The organism is Paenibacillus sambharensis (assembly GCF_003233845.1).
Classification (GTDB): domain Bacteria; phylum Bacillota; class Bacilli; order Paenibacillales; family Paenibacillaceae; genus Paenibacillus_I; species Paenibacillus_I sambharensis.
Genome location: NZ_QKRB01000044.1, coordinates 215,942 through 233,022, shown reverse-complemented (window position 1 = coordinate 233,022; position 17,081 = coordinate 215,942). Strand labels below are relative to the sequence as shown.

13 protein-coding genes are annotated in these 17,081 nt (G+C 49.4%); all 13 read right to left on the bottom strand.

Annotated features, from left to right (window positions below; all coding sequences use genetic code 11):
- Positions 1 to 146: 146 nt before the first annotated feature.
- Positions 147 to 1,202: a protein-glutamate methylesterase/protein-glutamine glutaminase gene (locus DNH61_RS12460; protein WP_111146979.1), complete on the bottom strand. Its 1,056-nt coding sequence runs from the start codon at positions 1,200 to 1,202 to the stop codon at positions 147 to 149.
- On the bottom strand, positions 1,189 to 2,013 hold the full coding sequence (locus DNH61_RS12455) for a CheR family methyltransferase (RefSeq protein WP_245948160.1): 825 nt from the start codon (positions 2,011 to 2,013) through the stop codon (positions 1,189 to 1,191). Before DNH61_RS12455 ends, DNH61_RS12460 begins: the two co-directional genes overlap by 14 nt.
- Before the next feature lie 68 nt (positions 2,014 to 2,081).
- A complete protein-coding gene (locus DNH61_RS12450) occupies positions 2,082 to 5,501 on the bottom strand; it encodes a methyl-accepting chemotaxis protein (RefSeq protein WP_111146978.1) in 3,420 nt (1,139 codons plus the stop codon).
- 14 nt (positions 5,502 to 5,515) lie between these two features.
- Positions 5,516 to 5,983 (bottom strand): chemotaxis protein CheW, encoded by a 468-nt coding sequence (locus DNH61_RS12445; RefSeq protein WP_181438686.1) that lies wholly within the window; start codon positions 5,981 to 5,983, stop codon positions 5,516 to 5,518.
- A gap of 32 nt (positions 5,984 to 6,015) precedes the next feature.
- Positions 6,016 to 8,076, bottom strand: a complete 2,061-nt coding sequence (locus DNH61_RS12440; protein ID WP_245948159.1) for a chemotaxis protein CheA — start codon at positions 8,074 to 8,076, stop codon at positions 6,016 to 6,018.
- A gap of 14 nt (positions 8,077 to 8,090) precedes the next feature.
- Positions 8,091 to 8,513 carry a chemotaxis protein CheW gene (locus DNH61_RS12435; RefSeq protein ID WP_111146976.1) on the bottom strand — a complete coding sequence of 141 codons (423 nt, stop codon included), beginning with the start codon at positions 8,511 to 8,513 and terminating at the stop codon, positions 8,091 to 8,093.
- Between the two features lie 228 nt (positions 8,514 to 8,741).
- The gene (locus tag DNH61_RS12430) at positions 8,742 to 9,392 is read right to left on the bottom strand and encodes a response regulator transcription factor (RefSeq protein WP_342771439.1); all 651 of its coding nucleotides are present in this window, start codon (positions 9,390 to 9,392) and stop codon (positions 8,742 to 8,744) included.
- Between the two features lie 37 nt (positions 9,393 to 9,429).
- A complete protein-coding gene (locus tag DNH61_RS12425; RefSeq protein WP_111146974.1) occupies positions 9,430 to 11,724 on the bottom strand; it encodes a PAS domain-containing sensor histidine kinase in 2,295 nt (764 codons plus the stop codon).
- Positions 11,725 to 11,749: 25 nt separating this feature from the next.
- Complete coding sequence (locus DNH61_RS12420; RefSeq protein ID WP_111146973.1) at positions 11,750 to 12,235, bottom strand: GAF domain-containing protein; 486 nt, start codon at positions 12,233 to 12,235, stop codon at positions 11,750 to 11,752.
- A 181-nt stretch (positions 12,236 to 12,416) separates the two neighbouring features.
- Positions 12,417 to 13,358 (bottom strand): ribose-phosphate diphosphokinase, encoded by a 942-nt coding sequence (locus tag DNH61_RS12415; RefSeq protein WP_342771438.1) that lies wholly within the window; start codon positions 13,356 to 13,358, stop codon positions 12,417 to 12,419.
- 314 nt (positions 13,359 to 13,672) lie between these two features.
- On the bottom strand, positions 13,673 to 14,437 hold the full coding sequence (locus DNH61_RS12410) for a hypothetical protein (RefSeq protein ID WP_111146971.1): 765 nt from the start codon (positions 14,435 to 14,437) through the stop codon (positions 13,673 to 13,675).
- Between the two features lie 1,077 nt (positions 14,438 to 15,514).
- On the bottom strand, positions 15,515 to 16,570 hold the full coding sequence (locus DNH61_RS12400; protein ID WP_111146969.1) for a hypothetical protein: 1,056 nt from the start codon (positions 16,568 to 16,570) through the stop codon (positions 15,515 to 15,517).
- The gene (locus tag DNH61_RS12395; protein WP_281272387.1) at positions 16,554 to 17,078 is read right to left on the bottom strand and encodes an RNA polymerase sigma factor; all 525 of its coding nucleotides are present in this window, start codon (positions 17,076 to 17,078) and stop codon (positions 16,554 to 16,556) included. The genes DNH61_RS12400 and DNH61_RS12395 overlap by 17 nt, the downstream gene beginning before the upstream one ends.
- Positions 17,079 to 17,081 lie beyond the last annotated feature (3 nt).

The window sequence follows — 17,081 nt, the reverse complement described above, 5'->3', positions numbered from 1 at the left end:
AACTTGATGGATTCCATGCCCCATTTTATACTGGAATTAAAATATCGGTTTAAAAAACAAACCGCTTTGATACGCAGCGTGCCACTTGGGCATTCGGCGTGTCGAAGCGGTTTTGAATTTTTGCAGGACGCGGGAGAGATCCTGTACTACCCGTAGATAAATGACATAATCCTATAATACATGCTTGAGAGCGAGGCCTGTTTATCTGCAAGACCCGCTTCAAAGACAGCCTTCGGCATTCCATATACAACACAGGACTCCTCGGTTTCAGTTATGACACGTCCGCCATGCTGCTTCACCTTCTCACAACCCTGCAGCCCATCAACACCCATCCCCGTCAGAATAACACTGACCAGCCGACTGCCGTATACCGCGGCTGCTGACCGAAGCGTTACATCGACGGAGGGCTTGTACAATGCCTGTTCCACTTCATTCGTCTGGACTGAGATGCTGACCGAACCGTCTGTGCCCCTGATGAAGGTGGATTGATAACCAGCCGGTGCAATGAAGATCGTTCCGGGCGTAATCAGGTCACCATCTTGCGCTTCCTTGACGCGAAGATCACAAATCGTGTTAAACCGTTCCGCCAAAGGGCCGGTGAAGCCTTCGGGCATATGCTGCACCACAAATATACTGCTTGGCATATCAGCGGGGAAACGGGGGAGAATTGTCTGCAGGGCTGATGGCCCGCCTGTCGAACAGCCAATAACAAGCATGTCCGCCGCGAAGTCCGCCCCCCGACCGGAAGCCTTGACCGACCGGACAGGAGGTGCCGTCAACTCTTGCTTCACTCGTCCGACATTTGCCTTGGCCGCGATCTTCATGCGAGCCAGAAAATCACGAACAGCACGCTCGTTACCTGTATCCTTGATCAAATCGCTCTTCAGAAAAAAGTCCACCGCTCCAAGCTCAAGCGCCTGTAATGTAGCATCCGTTCCATTCCCTGTCTGCACGCTGAGCATAACAACTGGCAGAGGCTGCTCCTTCATAATGAAAGATAACGCCGTAATCCCATCCATCTCCGGCATTTCTACATCCATCGTTACAACATCCGGCTTGAAGCGGCTGATCTTCTCCAATGCCTCCTGCCCATTACGCGCAATTCCGGCAATGAAGAACTCCGGGTCCGACTCCAAAATCAGGCTGATTGCCCTCCGCATGAACGCCGAGTCCTCAACAATCAGCACACTATAGCGCTGCACTAGATCCTCCTCCTTTCCGATAGTAGAAGGTCGAACGCCTGTTGATCGTCTCGAATCCCGGATGAGAGCCGCGAATGCTCTCTGCGTGCCCCAAGAACAGATATCCGCCCGGCTTTAAGATCTCATAGAACCTGTCCAATATGCCGCATATCGTCGTGTGATCAAAATAAATCAGCACATTACGGCAGTAGATGATGTCCACCTCTCCCACAGACTCCACTTGCTGGCTATCCAGCAGGTTAACCCTCCGAAAATCAACCAGATCCCGAATGTGCTTCTTCACCTCGTATCCCTCAAGACGCTCATCAAAAAATCTGTGGAGCTGCTCCGCAGTTGTCCGGCGGAAGCAGAGCGAATGCTTATGATACCATCCTGCACGTGCCGTCTTCAGCACCTTCTTATTAATATCGGAGGCAACAATCCGGACCGGTACCCCGCACTCCTGCACCATCATCCCGATACTGTAAGGCTCTTCACCCGTCGAACAAGCTGCACTCCAGACTTTCAAGCCCCCGGCATTCCGGTAATCCGTCCGCAGCAGCTCCCGCAGCTCGCTCAGCTGTCCGTCCTCCCGGAAGAAATAGGTTTCATTAATGGTAACAAGCTCAACGAGTATATCCCACTCGGCAGGATTGCGCTTCAAATACTCCATATACATCCAACATGACATCCCAAGCTCCGTTAGACGCCGCCCAACCTTAGATTCGAGTGACGACAGATTGTCCATATAATGGATGCCGCAGTAGTTATAGATCATGAGTGCCAGTTGTCTAATTGTCGGCTCAGAAGCCTGCGTGGCAGCCTCAACCATACCGAACCCTCCTTATGAAACAGCCATTGAAGGGTCGCTTCCCTTCAATGGCCTGAACTTGTATCCCCTTAAACCTTTAGTTCATCCAGTGATTTCTTAACGTTCATCGCCTGCTGAGTCAAATCACCGGTTACCGCAATCGTGCGTTCCACATCCCTGACGTTCTGCAGCATGACGCGCTCCGTATCCTCCAAAGCGGTCTTCAAGCGTTCGACCTGTCCGGCCTCCACTCTTGTCACTTCCGACACCTCGGAAGCCTGCTTCGTCACATTACGGGCTGCCTTAACGATATCCTTGCCATGCCGCGCTTGCTCGACTGCCGATGCGGAAATCTGACGAACCTGCTCTCGTGTATTAACAATGCCCGTGAGTATGTCAGCCGCTCCCTCCGCCTGTTCCTTGACGGCAGTTGTTACACGTTCAGCCTGCTTCGTTATATTCTCAATCGCATGAACAATGAGCTTGCCCTGCTTGGTCTGCTCGGACGTTGCGGCTGTAATCTGGCGAACCTGCTCCCGGGCATTCGCTACTCCCAGAATGATTTCCTGTATACCCTGAGCCTGTTCTTTTGTCGCCAGCGTGACTGCTTCCGCCTGCTTCGTTACATTCTCCACTGCACGAACAATGTCCCGGCCCTGCTTCGCCTGCTCGACCGTCGCCACTGTAATCTGACGAACCTGCTCCCGGGCATTTACAACGCCCTTCATGACTTCATCTGCACCCACAGCCTGCTCTTTTGTTGCAGTGGTAACAAGCTCTGCTTGCTTCGTTACATTCTCCACTGCACGGACGATATCCCGGCCCTGTTTCGCCTGCTCGACCGTCGCCACTGTAATCTGACGAACCTGCTCCCGGGCATTTACAATGCCCTTAATGATCTCCTCCACACCAAGAGCCTGCTCCTTGACAGCTGAAGCCACCATCTCGGCTTGGCTGGTCACATTATCCACAGCGCGAACGATGTCCCGGCCCTGCTTCGCCTGCTCGGCCGTTGCCACCGTGATTTGGCGAACCTGCTCCCGGGCATTGGCCGCCCCCTGAATCACTTCGCCTACTCCCTGCGCCTGTTCTTTGACCGCTGCTGTGACAAGCTCTGCCTGCTTCGTTACATTCTCTACAGCACTGACAATATCCCGGCCCTGCTTCGCCTGCTCTGCGGTAGCCACCGTAATCTGGCGAACCTGCTCCCGGGCATTGGCTGATCCCTTGATAACCTCCTGAACGCCGCTCGCCTGCTCTGTTGTAGCAGATGTGACAAGCTCAGCCTGCCTGGTTACATTCTCGATTGCCTTCACAATATCTCGGGCCTGCTTCGCCTGTTCTACCGTTGCCGCGGTTACCTGGCTGACCTGCTCCCGGGCACTGCCGATTCCTTTGACAATCTCCTCCATGCCATAGGCCTGTTCTCTGGTGGCGGAGGTTACCTTTTCTGCCTGCTCTGCCAGTATAGCTGCAGTGCTTACAATCTGCTCTGCCCCTGCGGATTGCTCTATTGTAGCCGTAGTGATCTGTCTGACCTCACGGGTTATGTTGTCCACGCCTGTCACAATTTTCTCAATCGCGGATCCTGCTTCGTCAGCCAGCCTGCTCCCCTGCTCAACCTTCTCGGTACCTACACTAATTGCCTTAACTGCATCGGAGGTTTCCGACTGTATGCCTTTGATCAGCTGAGCAATCTCCTTGGTTGCTTTGGCGCTGCGCTCAGCAAGCTTGCGGACTTCATCGGCTACCACAGCAAACCCTTTGCCGTGCTCACCAGCCCTTGCAGCCTCTATGGCTGCATTCAAGGCGAGCAGATTGGTCTGCTCCGCAATATCGTCGATCACTTCGATAATACTTCCGATTTCTTCTGAGCTTTTGCCGAGATTCCCCATTACACTGGAGGCTTGGTAGACGACAGTCGCAATCTCCTTCATGCCCGCCAGTGACTCATTAATTGCTTTCTGCCCGTCTTTTGCATCAGACTGTACCTTATCGGTCAACGAATTGACATTCTGTGCATTCTTAGCAACCTGCTCAATGGAAGCGGCCATCTGCTGGATCGAGGCCGAGGTTTCCCCGGCGGAGCGCTGGAGCTGCTCGGCATTAAGCGCTACTCCTCTAACCGACTTGCTCATCTGTTCAATGGTTGCAGATATCTGCTCCACCGAGCTGGCCGTGCTTTCGCTGTTGCCCGCCACCTGCTGGATCGAGGCCACCATCTCCTGAATAGCTTCGGAGGTTTCTCTTGCGGATGATGTCAAGCTCTCCGCATTGCCGGCCACTCCCTGAATGGAACGGCCCATCTCTTCTATAGAAGCTGTAATCTGCTCAACGGAGCTCGCCGTGCTTTGACTGTTGCCTGCCACCTGCTGGATAGAAACCACCATCTCCTGCACAGCTGCCGTTGTCTCGATGGCCGTAGATGTTAAGCTCTCCGCATTACCGGCTACGCCCTGAATGGAACGGCCCATCTGTTCGATCGATGCTGTAATCTGTTCAACTGAACCCGCAGTGCTCTCGCTGTTGCCGGCTACCTGCTGGATGGAGACCACCATCTCCTGAATGGCCGAAGAGGTTTCTTCCGCCGAAGCCGTCAAGCTTTCCGCATTACCCGACACCCCGCGGATGGACTTGCCCATCTCTTCTATGGAGGCTGAAATCTCCTCGACGGAGCTTGTCGTACTCTCGCTGTTTCCTGCCACCTGTTGAATCGACACGACGATTTCTTGAATCGCTGCCGCTGTCTCTTGAGCGGATGCCGTCAGATTCTCCGCATTACCGGCCACACCCCGAATGGACTTGCCCATCTCTTCAATGGAGGCTGTTATCTGCTCAACAGAGCCCGCAGTGCTTTCACTATTGCCCGCCACCTGCTGGATTGAAGCAACCATCTCCTGAACGGCTGCAGTCGTTTCCTCTGCAGTTGCACTCAGACTCTCCGCATTGCCGGCTACGCCCTGGACAGATCTGCCCATCTCTTCGATGGAAGCGGATACCTCTTCTACAGAAGAGGAAGTGCTGCCGCTGTTATCCGCCACCTGCTGGATCGAGGCCACCATCTCCTGAATGGCTTCAGTTGTCTCCTTCGCGGAGGAGGTTAAGCTCTCGGCATTTCCAGCCACTCCTTGAATGGAACGGCTCATCTGCTCCAGTGAAGCTGAGACCTGCTCGACGGAACCCGCCGCACTCTCACTGTTTCCTGCGGTCTGCTGGATGGAGACCACCATCTCTTCTATAGCTTCCGATGTTTCGGCGGCAGAAGCGGTCAGGCTTTCCGCATTACGGCTTACGCCTGCCACGGAGGCGGATAATTCACGCAGTGTAGTCGCGGTCGATTCAACAGCTGCGGACTGCTGCTTGGTTCCCTCCGATATTTGCGAGGTTATAGCTGTCAGATCCTTCAGCTTATAATCTACCAATTGCGTATCATTAACGGCCTGGCTAATGACACGGGATATCCCTTGATCTTCCATGTACTTCTTAATGAAACGTTGCTTGAAACCCATCTCAAACCCTCCAGTTAGTAAATCTCATGATGTATAGATGCCAAGTCTGCATGTTTCAACAGTTGATCCAGGTCCAATTGCACGATAATCCGGCTGTCCATGTTGTATATAGCTTTCATATAAGCTGTCTGCGCTGTATGCATCAAGCCGGGCGCAGAGACTCTGTTTGATTCCTCTACTCTGAGCACCTCGGTTACTTCATCTACCAGCAGTCCGACTATGCGGTGATGTGAGCTTGTCACGATAATGCGACGCTTCCTGCTTGTATCTGCCTTCTCACCCCAAAATTGAATTCCCATATCGATAACCGGAATAATTTCTCCACGGAGATTAATAACTCCGATAAATGCCTCTGGGGATCTCGGAATGCAGGTTATATCGGGAACAAATATAATTTCATACACATCCATGATCGGGACTCCGAACTCTTCCGTCCCGACCCGAAACGTAACCAGCTGCCCGCTCCTTCCATCTGCCGGCACATCTACACCCCCCTGTTCTCCTCGCAGATTCATCAGACAGGAAGCTCTGCCGATAAGAGCTGCGACTCCTTCCCTGTCAGCTTGAAAACACCTGTCACGTCCAAAATAAGGGCCACACTGCCATCTCCAAGAATAGTTGCCCCTGATACCCCATCCAGCTTGCCAATATAGGAGCCCATTGATTTGACTACAATCTCCTGGTTACCAATCAGCTCATCGACTACCAGGCCCAGCCGTTTCTCCGCCGAACCGACGATGACAATGAACAAGTTGTTACTGTTTCTGCTGCTGCGGGGGAGATGGAAGGCATCGTGCAGCCAGACCAGCGGAATAACCTTGTCCCGCACCTTCACCACATTCTGTCCCTTGATGGAGTCAATCTCGGTATGCGGCAGTCTCATAATTTCGATAACACTGCTCATCGGCAGCGCGTATGTGGTTTTGGCCAGCTTGATCAGCAGACCCCTCAGTATAGCCAGTGTTAACGGCAGCTTGATCGTAAATGTCGTGCCCTCGCCTATTGAAGTCTCTACATCGATTATGCCGTTCAGCTTCTCTATGTGGCTGCGTACGATATCCATGCCAACCCCGCGGCCGGATATGTCGCTGACCGCCTTGGCTGTTGAGAATCCTGGAAGGAAGACCAGCTGCACAAGCTCTGATTCCTTCATGTTCTCCGCCTGCTGCGCAGTAATGAGCTCCTTGCGCAATGCAGACTGTTTGATTTTCTCCGCATCTATCCCGGCCCCGTCATCCTCCACTGTAATGACCACCTGATTCTCCTGATGGTGAGCCGTTACGCGGATCGTACCTCTAACGGGCTTGCCGCTTGTTCGCCGCTGGTCTGCATCCTCAACCCCATGATCGATCGCATTGCGGATCAAGTGGATCAGCGGGTCCCCAATTTCCTCAATGACCGTACGGTCGAGCTCCGTCTCCTTGCCCTCAATGATCAGATTAATCTCTTTGTCTAGTGTTTGAGACAGGTCCCGCACCATTCTCGGGAACCGGTTGAACAGCTGCTCAATAGGCAGCATTCGGGTCTTCATCACACTCTCCTGCAGCTCTCCGATCACACGGGAAATATGATTGGAGATCTGTTCAAGCTCATCCACTGTCTCGTCTGCTGCGAATCTGTCTCCCAGCACAGCGCCAACTTGAGCAATCCTTGTCTGGTCTATAACCAGCTCACCGACCAGGTTCATCAGATTCTCCAAGCGCTCTACATCTACCCGGATGGTCTGGCCGACCTTTCGGATCTCTTCCTCCGCCTTCGGCTTCGCCTGAGCAGGATTCCGCTGTTCCTCTCTTCCCTTGGCAGGCTCCTCTACCGGTACAGCTGCAAGAGGCTTAACGACCGGAAAAGGACTGATCTGAACCTCTTGTACATCCGCCGTTCCGTCAATCACACTCTTGAGTGTCTCTGCTCCGCCTTCTGCAGCGACCGCAAACCGGATCGAATGAATGGCCGACTCCGAATCAGACACCAAGGGAGGACACACTGCCAGTACACGGCCTATATCATTCAGATTATTCTGAATAATAAGCCCCCTAGCCACCCGCATTTCACACTCTTCGTTGAAGTGCACCTCACAAATCCAGATCTGGAACCCATGCTCAACTGCCTCTTTAAGCTGTTCCGGATTCAGTTCCATCCAGCCACCAGACTCCTGTTCCTGTGACTTCTCCTGCTCAGCCGCAGCGTTCTGATGCTCGAATTGATGAAGCTGTTTAACGATGGCGGCAATGTCTGCCGAGCATTGTCCCTCTGTTTCGATTTGCTTCTTCAGTGCTCCAAGATGATCCAGACACCGGAACAGCACATTCACTACCGCATGATTAACAGTCATCTGCCGATGGCGGATTTTATCCAAGACGTTCTCCATCTCATGTGTGAGCTGCTTCATTACATCAAATCCCATTGCGGCCGACGAGCCCTTCAGGGTATGGGCAACCCGAAATATGGTCTGGATGATTTCCGGCGAGTTCTTATCTTCTTCCAATCTAAGAATTTCTTGCTCCAGCACAAACAGCTGTTCATCCACTTCGGCTAGAAAAAAAGCCATAAGCTCCGTTCGATTCAGACCGCTCACCTGCAGTCAACCTCCTACTGGCCCAGTACCTGTTCTATATTTAAGATGCTGACAAGTCCTTCTTCCGAGCTTCCTATTCCCTCAAAATAGCGTCCATCCAGACCGGTCACGGTCTCGGCAGCCGGCTGAATGTCTAGAAACCGCGTTACCTGCCGAACGCCATCCACAATAATTCCGACAATTCCGTCTCTATGATTAACAACCACAATGCGTGAGGATTTGGTCCGGTCACATTCCTTCATTATAAATTTTTTACGAAGACTGATGATCGGAACAATCTTCCCGCGCAGGTTCGTTACACCTTCCAAAAACACCTTGCTGTTAGGGACCTCAGTAATTTTCTGCATCTTGATAATTTCATAGATTTCTGAAATCGGGAACGCATATTTCTCAATTCCCAATTCAATGACCACATACTGCTTCTGTGCCCCTTCCAATTCACCGACACCTCTTGTCCTAGTAATAATTCGCCCGCCCTATGTTATTGGCTATTATGATACTGCCGGGCAGTTTTCTACATAGTACAACATATTTCGACATTGGTAACCGAAAAAAGCTTGCGCGTCCGCGCAAACTTTTTTTGCGTGACTTTGCAGGTGAAAATGTCAAAAGAGCCTTCTTATCACTAAGTGACAAGAAGACTCTTCAACAAATCGTTAATACGTTCAACGCGGCAGAATGCCGATCAGTTCCGCTTTGCTAACCGCCTCAACCCGCGATTTAACCCCGAGCTTCTGAAACAGCTGCGTAAGAATATATTCCAGTGACCGCTGGCTCATCGCCATGCTGTCCGCGATTACACGGTTGCCCCTGCCCATGGCTATCTGCTGAAGGATGGCAATCTCCCGCTCCGTTACAGCCGGCATGGCGGAATTGACCTCTGATACCGCCTCGCTATTCATCTGCCGCAGCTGTCTGAATGTGGTAATCGGCAGGACGACCTCTCGCCGCATGGCACACCGGATTCCGGTCATTAGCTGTTCTGAAGTCGCTGTCTTCGACACAAAGCCTGAGATCCCCGATTCGATGAGTCGATTCAGATGCGGGCTGATGTCAAAGCCGGTATAAATCAAGATGACCTCTTCGGGAGATACTCTCAATATTTCCGAAGCAAGATCGATTCCGTTTATCTCCCGTCCGTCCGCTTCACGCATGAATAAGTCAATCAACATGACATCATAACGGTGAATGGGCAGCTCCTCCAGCACTCTGCTGGGGGAAGTTTCCATCGTTACCTTCACATCCCCGCTTTGCTGCAGCATAACTTTCGTGCCTTCTATAACGGATGGGTGATCATCCACAATCAACAGGTTCACTTGCAACCGCTCCTTTAGATGCTGTCCCACCATTTCTCTAATCTGAGCAGTGTCCGTGGTATCCCTGGCCAGACAGCCAAATATCGACGGCAAAGCCTTCCAGCCCTGAACGAAACTTGATTGTTCCGCCCATTACCCGGACGCGTTCCTTCATTCCATAAATGCCCATTCCCCGTGAATAGGTAGGAAGCAGATTTACAGACTGGTTGCCTGTCCCTACTCCGTTATCCTCATAGCGGAGCAGTACGCCTGATTCCCCGCTGTTAAGGGATATACTTACCGATGCAGCCATCGAATGCTTCTCCGCGTTGGCCAGCAGCTCCTGTACGATACGGTACAGACTGACCGCATGCTCTTCACTTAAGGGAAGCTTCCCGCTGTTCGTACGAAATTCTATGGCAAAGTCTGCTCTTCTCTGAGTGTCCGCAAACAAGGCTTGAAGAGCCTCAATAATGCCCCACTCCCGTATAAATGGGGGACGCAGCTCATTACAGGTCAGCCGGATTTGGTAGACAATGTCCAGCAGCCCTTCACGAATCTCATCAACCTGCCGGTTCAACGCCGCTTTATCCCCTGCCATATCGATCAGCTCCAGCTTGCGGTACCACAGAATGAGCCCTTGCAAAGCACCATCATGTAAATCTTGAGACAGGCGGGACCGCTCGCTCTCCGACTGCCGGAAGAGCAGTCTCGACAGCCACACGGGGTTATCTTTCAGAGACGTCTCCAATCCACTAAGCTCATTCATCAAATCTTCAATCGTCCGAAAGTTCTGATACAGCACGTTCATAAATCGAATAATGGTTTGGAGCCAGACCAGCATAGCCTCATCCTCTATTTCGGGCTCAGTCACGCAGACGAGGACGATGGAGTCCGCACTTTCACTGATAATGGATAAATATACACTGCCTTCCCTGATCAACTCTCCCACCTTGATCCGCTGCTTATCAACCTCAATTCTCTGCCCATCAATCTCCAGGCCGCAATCATTGGAACCATGAAGAATGTGGTACCCCGACGATGCCCGCTCGTAGCGGAGAAGCGCTACCTTATCCGTACACATAATAGATTTGAGCTCTTGAACAAACCGTTCATTCAGATCATCCTTCTGGATAACCTGGCCAATCTCGGCTGTAAACCGGTCAAGGCTGTCCTGCAGCTTCAGATACAGCTCCTTACGGCGCTGCAATTCAAGCTCATAACGCTTGCGTTCACCGATATGCCGTCCGGCCGCAATAATCTTAACGGCTCGTTCCCGTTCATCCCAGTACCTCGTCCCTTGAGACTCATAATGCATAATATGTCCAGAATGATGGATGATATCAACATCAACTATCTGATTATGATTGGAGTTAGCCTGGGCACATATCGCTTCTGCAGCTCTCTCATGACACTTCGGATCGAGCAGTTCGGTCACATGCCGCCCGACCAGCTCATCCGGATTATACCCGAGGATTCTTTGGTGTGAGGGAGAGGCATACAAGATTACACCATGCTCATCTAGAATTTCAATCAGATCATTAGTATGTTCGGCAATAAGCTTGTAGCGGTTCTCACTGTCCGCAAGAGAGCGCTCTGTTTCCTTCTGGGACGTAATATCTGTAATCAGACCCTTAATCGAAGTCATCTTGTCTCCATGAAATTGTGGGTAAAGTCTCATCTGATGCCAACGCTGCTCGCCGCGGCTGAATATTTTCCGGTATTCAATTACCACTTGGTCGCCTGATGACAACTGCCCCATCAGATAATCAAAGGTTGTGTGTGGATAATCATCCTCATGAACGTTATGATTCCACTGCAGCGGATTGTCCTTGAGTTCCTGCTCACTTATTCCGCACAACACAGGTACATTATCCGAGCACACAAAGTCATTATTCACCAGATCAAGTGACCAGAGCCCGATTCTCATGCTGTCCATCACCTGCTGCAGTCTGGTCTTGGTCTCCTCAAGCTCCTCCACTATCTGCTTTCTCTCTGAAATATCCTGGATTTGTGAGATAAAGAACTGGGGCTCACCTTCATTTGTCCGAACCAAAGAGACGTCCAGCTGGACCCATAAGATTTGTCCGTCCTTCGCATAGTAGCGCTTTTCCATCCGATAGCTTCGTCTTTGTCCAGATAGTGTCTCCTCTACCAGAGCAAGGTCGGCTGCCAAATCCTCTGGATGCGTTATATCCTGAAAAGACAGCTTTAACAGTTCCTGCTCCTCATAACCAAGCATGCTGCATAATGCCGGATTAACTCTAAGCCACTCACCCTCTAGATTCACCAGCCCAAGACCAATAGGCGCAAACATAAAGCTTTGGGTAAATAGATCCTCATCATAATTCAACGTGCTCTGCACCTTCTCTCTAAATCTATATCTCCGGCTGTCCGTTCAATTCATACTCTATTAATCTGGAGAGCAGCTCCCCCGCTTGCTGTAGCATCTGTATATCCTTATCCTTTACGGCACCCGCCCGTCTGTCCATCGCGCAGATCGTTCCGACTGCTGGCCCATTCTCCCCAACACTCAAAGGAATACCAACAAAGGAGCAGCTGCCAAGAACACTGGTGACATTCAGCACACCTGTCAATGGATCACTGCCCGTATCCGGTATGATTGTGGGAAACCGTCCGTTGCCGGTTACCAGCTTGCAGTATGTTTCCTCAAAAGCCAGCTCGGCTCCCTCTTTAATCATTATTTCATCTCTGTTGCTTGCCTTTATAATGATATTGATCATCTGGTCATTAACAGCGATGAATATAGTATTCAATCCCATCGTCTCTTGCAGAATCGCTAATACATTTGAGGCTGCAGCTGCAAAACGTTTGGATCTTTTCAGTTCTGCAATCGGTTTCATATCCCTAACTACCTCCTGAGCCTGCGCTTCAATTCGTTTAGTCCCGCTTATCATTTTACTTGGAATCCTTGCTGTTTTTCAGCGTTACTTTCTTCCATAGCAAGGGATGGAATCAATTAAAAAAACGGCCTGCATGAGCGCACAGCTCACACCGACCGTTTATCATAATTATTCAGTTTCATTACTTCTTGCGGTTCACTAGCTTGTCAATGGATCCACCCTCGGCAATTATTTGAACAGCCGTACCAAAAATCTCAGCCATGCTGAGTATGGAGAACTTGGGGTATCCCTCTAAATCATGCTCAATCGTATCGGAGATCATGACGTGTTCGATATTGGAATTGTCTGTTAGTTTAGTTACGCAGTCGTCTGATAACAGTCCGTGCGAGGCGATAACATAAGCTTTGTTTGCGCCTCTTGCAGCCAGCTCGTCTACTACGTTAAGAACAGTCCGGCCCGTGTCAATAATGTCATCCACAATAATTGGCGTTCGGCCCTCAACTTCTCCAATGACCTGGACTTGACTGGTGGATCCCTGACGTTTGTTGTTGATCATAATAGCGAAAGGCACGTCTAACCGGCTCGCCACGACTTCGGTCATTTTCGCCCGGGCTGCATCGGGTGAGACCACGACAGGGTTTGGAATGTTAAGGCTGTTCAGCTTCTGTGTCATGAGATCAAGTACAGTAAGGTGGTCGACAGGGATTTTGAAGAAGCCCTGAATCGCATCGGAGTTCAAATCAACCGTGATGACGCGGTCAGCCCCTACTTTTGTAAGGATGTCCGCTATCATTTTTGCTGTAATGGGCTCACGGGGCGCCTTTTTTCTTGCGTGTCTTGCATATCCAAAGTAAGGGATGATCAGGTTAATGGTTTGCGCTGAAGCACGCTTGGCTGCATCAATCATGACCAGCAGCTCAACAATATTTTCATTAATCGGATGGGACAGGGAATGAACAATAAAAATATCACACGTGCGAAGCGGCTCCTGATATCTCACGTAAATCTCACCGCTCTTAAACCGCGATATATCGACTTTACCAGGCTCCATATTGAGAAACTGGCAGATTTGATTGGTCAGTATACGATTCGAAGTTCCAGAGAAAATTTTAATTTGTTTCACCAAGATCCTCCTCTATAGTCAATCCAGTCCGTTCCAACCATGCGTAACCATCCTGATTGGTTACCAAGTGTGTAAATAAGTATACTGAAAATGATTGATAAAATACAATATCCAGCGAATTGGCGGCACATACGGAGTAACGGTAAATCCACTGGTCGAATCTCCCATAATATTTCTTCGTCGAGGCTAGGCGGAAAACCCGCGACTGAATAAATACAGAAGGCCACCGATAAAGGGCGGCTTGGCTTTAAACGCATATATGTACGGTGTTAGATAAAAAAAAAGGAAGGGGCGGTTCCCTTCCGTGCCTATCCTTATGTGAGCTTACCTTGTCTTGCCACTACAGTAACAAACCCATTCGACTGGCCGTTCGACAAGGTGGTTGGGGTGTACAGATCTACCCATTCTTTGGTTCCTGTATACCACTCCGAGTAGGAAGGAAATGCACAGTAGTTCCACTTCTCCAAGTAACCCCAATCATTCTTCATGTAAGGTGTAAATTCTACCCATGCTGTATAGCCTGGACGAATCGTAGCCGTAACAGTATCACTGTACATTTTTGACTGCTGCCAACTGCCACCTATCACTGCAGTAATTGCATCCTTCTTACCAATGGTTAACGAGATATTGGCTTGATAGGTTGTCATTGTACTAGAGATAAATCCCCATGACATATTATCAACAGTATCATTGTACTTTCGCTGAGAAATAATCTCTTTCTTGCTATTCATCAGAACAGAGCTATTAGTACCTGATCTACTGAAAACAAAAAAGTCACCTGTACAAGCAATTGTTACTTCATCACATTTCTTGGACTCCTGTGCCTCTTTCTTCTGCATATATTTTCCTTTTCGTTGGTCCTTCTCCCGCTTTTCGTTCTCACGAACGATTTCCAGATACTTATCCTTGCTGATTTCGACAAGGCCGTTCTCTGTTACTTCATAAGCTGTTATAAGCTCTACTTCGTCGCTTACAGGTCCATTCTCTGCGTTTGATGCCATTGCTCCTGTGGAAAATACACTAAATAGTAGTGCGATTACAATTCCTATGCGTCCCATTCTTTTTTTCATAACATTCATAACGTAGCCCTCCATTAATCTTATTTGACAATTTAGAAAACTTATACGGATATGAATGGCTGCTAATAGCACTTACGGCATTAACTTTAGACGGTTTATTCATATACTTGCTCTACAGCAGGGCGGTTGCACTTGTTACATCTGCAATGGACCTTGAGGGTTCTGACATTTAGCCATAACCACCGTTGTTCAAGGTGCTACAATTCTTCTCTTCTGGCGCTACAATATCCAATCAATAGTCTGCAGTTAAAAATACAGTATGTTGGTTTTCCTCACCAATTGAACCTACGGCGATCCCCCATTACTCCGCTTCCTGTTATCCCCTTTGCGGAAAACACCGTTTCAACTCTTGCTATTCCCATGCCAAAATCAGTAACGAATCTAGTATCTGCATGGTGCTCTAATTGCGTTGCTTGTTCCTACAGTTAATCCTATATGTAAGATTGGATTAACTCATACTTTTTGATAACACTAGCCCTTTTTTTTGCATATCCTCTCCGATACTTGTACTGGGGTATAGTACTAAACTGCAACCATAACAGCCAGGTTAACAGTTCTCATTGTCGTGTCGGACTTTCTTCTTCAGCAGCATCACTAGCAGGTCAGCCAGAAAGAAAAGTATACTGAAAAATAACAGCCCGTCCGAAAGGGTCGATAGTTTGTTTCCAATTAGTTCAAATCCCTGTTGGTAGACCGCAAAATTAACCTGCGATTGCGATCCCTGCTGTGTGAATAGAGCAACCGTAATGTAGCGTGTGCATATCAATAGCACCGAAGAGAAAAGCAAGGTACAAGCATAGATGTGTAACTTTACCATATTTATTATTTTCCTCCTTTGTCACTTATAGTTATACAACAAAATCTACCAGTCACAATGTGAGAAAGCTCATAGCAAATTGAAAAGCAAGAAAGCAGTACCCAAGTAAAGGATAGAGATCGGCTTGATCTCTTCACCCAGCATGCTTTATGCTCTATCCAGGGTGACCTTCTAAATACAGCCCGTTATAACCGCGGTTGGCCGATATGCGGCATGCTCTTTACGTTTACCTCAGCTTTCCTGTGTACTCCCCCACTCACTCAATACCCTTCATTAATGACAATCCATTCCTCCGAGGAATTCTCTCTGGCAAGCAGAATGTGTCTGGCCGTATCAGCAGGGTACATGGATTTCTCATAAGCCTGAAAAACAATGATCTGCCAGTTCTTATACTCATCCGGAATAAAATTGCTAACCTGCCCAAATCCGTCCGTATGGTTCAACTGCACGATCTCTCGATCTTTTGGAAAGCGGGTGTAGTACTTCCATGCAATCTTTTCAGCTGCCTTGATCTCCTCTTCCGTATACTCAACACTATCCATATTCTGCGGCTCACCGGCTTCTTTAGACTTCATTTGAGGTATAGCCCCAGGAGAGGGGGAATGTACAAATGCGTCCTCTTCCGTCACAATGTAATCTTGCAGACTGGCTGAGATTTTCCCATTGTTCTGTAAGGTAATATAGATGGCTTTGGTGGCCGTTGCTCCATCCCTGTACTCAATTTCCATTACAATTAAGTCCTGCTGCAGCTCTTCGCTTAAACCAGCTATCGTGCGATCAGGGTGATCAGTCAACTCACGAATTGTAAGCTCGGGATGCCAATTGATGACTAGATAATCGTAGTCCGATTCACTCGCGCCATAGGTTACGGTAAACTGCTTTTTCATACTGCGTTCCGGTCTCTTCCCAGTCCAGTCGGTAAAATCCATATATTGATGTTTGCTGGAGAAGCGAATCTTCTCAATATCATCTCCCTGCACATGGAACTGCAGCAGCTGTCCCTGCATGGAGCCGTCATCCTTGATGATACCCGTGGACAGCTCGACGCCTGAGTCTGTAATCTCTGTATCTGTCCCATAAGCGTATAAAGCAAAGGCCGCTTCCTCCTTCATACTTACAAATGCATAAACACTCACCACCACAATAATTGCAAAGGCTGCTGCGGACCGCCCCCACCACTTCCAGCTGAAGGCTGGGGAAACAATTGTATTATTTGATGACCGCCTCTGTTCCTCCATAATCGTACGGTACATCTTCGCCTTCTGATCTTCGGTGGGGGAACAGGCCTGAAACAGTCTGTTAATTGAATTCGGCATAATGATTTCCTCCTTTCAAGCTTAGTCTTAGACGCTTCCGCCCATTAAACCACTGCGTTTGCACAGTGCTTTCTTTTCGGCTCAGCATTTCAGCAATATCTTTGACAGAATATCCTTCGAAGTAGTAGAGATACAGCACTTCTTTGTATTTTGGCGGCAGCGCAAGCAGCTGCTTCAAAATCTCGCCGCCTTCCTCACGATCATCCCAATAAGAAACTTCAGGCAGAGTCTCCATCCGAACCCGGCGGAATTTCCACCAGCTCTTTAATAAGTCTTTGCAGTAATTCTTGGCTGTAACAATTAGCCACGCTTTTTCATGTTCCCCGTCTGTGAAGACTTTTCCGCTCTTAATTAACTTCAAGAATACGGATTGCACAGCATCCTCCGCATCGGCAGCATTTTTCAAGTATATAAAACAAAGCCTGTAAATCGATTCCACATTCCGCTGGTAGATTTGGGATACCTCGTAATCCGTGTATTCCGTGTGCAAGGAAGAATCTCGCCCCACTCC